1 protein-coding gene is annotated in these 1,181 nt (G+C 36.2%); it reads right to left on the bottom strand.

Features of this window, described 5'->3' with window-relative positions:
* Positions 1 to 302: 302 nt before the first annotated feature.
* The gene (locus BTHERMOSOX_RS11335; RefSeq protein ID WP_138121217.1) at positions 303 to 914 is read right to left on the bottom strand and encodes a 3'-5' exonuclease; all 612 of its coding nucleotides are present in this window, start codon (positions 912 to 914) and stop codon (positions 303 to 305) included.
* Between the last annotated feature and the right edge of the window lie 267 nt (positions 915 to 1,181).

Genomic DNA, 1,181 nt, shown 5'->3' with positions numbered 1-1,181 from the left:
ATACCCTGAAGAATAAAATATTCAATGAAGCTGAACCGATGCCACTTCGGGTGGACATCCAATATGACAGGTTAAGTTTACTTCTCCAGGCTCTATCCCGGAAACGAGTGATGATTTTAAAAAAATGAATGCCGCATAAAAATCAGGTCTACTGAAGTACGATTTCAGATGGAAGGATTTTATGTGGAAAATGGACAGTAATAATAGTTAAAATTAGGTATTGACATGGTTATGACAGGAGGGGAACTGAACGGTTACAAAAATTTAGATCTCCGCTGAAACCTATTATTAACTGCAAACATTTACCAATTCTGTAGAAAATTGTGTACATTCTTTTTGGGTGTTTTAGCGAGTTTCTGGAGCAAATTAAACGGAATATCAGGTATATCATAATGCTGATTTATATTCCCTAGCATCGCCATCCATAGCTTTGTCGTCATTTGTGAGTCGTATAATGCTCTATGAAAAACACCATCTGCGGGAATATTTGCATACTTTACCAAAGTTCCTAACTTATGATCAGGCGCATCTTGATAAATTCTTCGTGCAACTAGCATTGAACATGTGAATTTGCCTGGGTATTTTCTTGATATTCTCGCTAGCTCAGAATCCAGAAAGCGCTTATCAAATGAAGCATTGTGTGCAACAAGGTTATAGTCTCCTATAAAGTCAGCAAACCTATGCATTACTTCTTCGCAGGATGGAGCATCTGCTAGCATTTCGTTAGTGATCCCTGTATATCCTTCAATAAAACTATCAATATACTGACCTGGGTTCATCAGCTCCTGGAAGTGATCTTTTATTTCGCCATTCTCAATACACACCGCACCAATTTCAATAGCACGATCTCCCATATTAGGTGATAGCCCAGTGGTTTCAAAATCCAGAATTATTACTGTATTAGCCATCGACATAAATAGTTGTCCCTTATTCCTTATTGATAAGGATGTATGAAACAATAGATTTTAAAGGAACGCCCTAGGCTGTCGAAATATAGCATTCAAATTATAAATATCTATAATATTCAATGCCTTGAAAAATATATTCTGATTACAAGGCGACATATAGTCCCGAATCAGCTCTCTAATTTCTCCCATTTATTAAATAATCAATCACTTACAAATATGTGGAAGGATTAACTTTGCCATAATCCAGCCCTATTTTCCTTTGTAATTTATCAT

The organism is Bathymodiolus heckerae thiotrophic gill symbiont, assembly GCF_900128515.1.
Taxonomy (GTDB): domain Bacteria; phylum Pseudomonadota; class Gammaproteobacteria; order PS1; family Pseudothioglobaceae; genus Thioglobus_A.
This window is presented reverse-complemented; position numbering and strand designations above follow the sequence as displayed.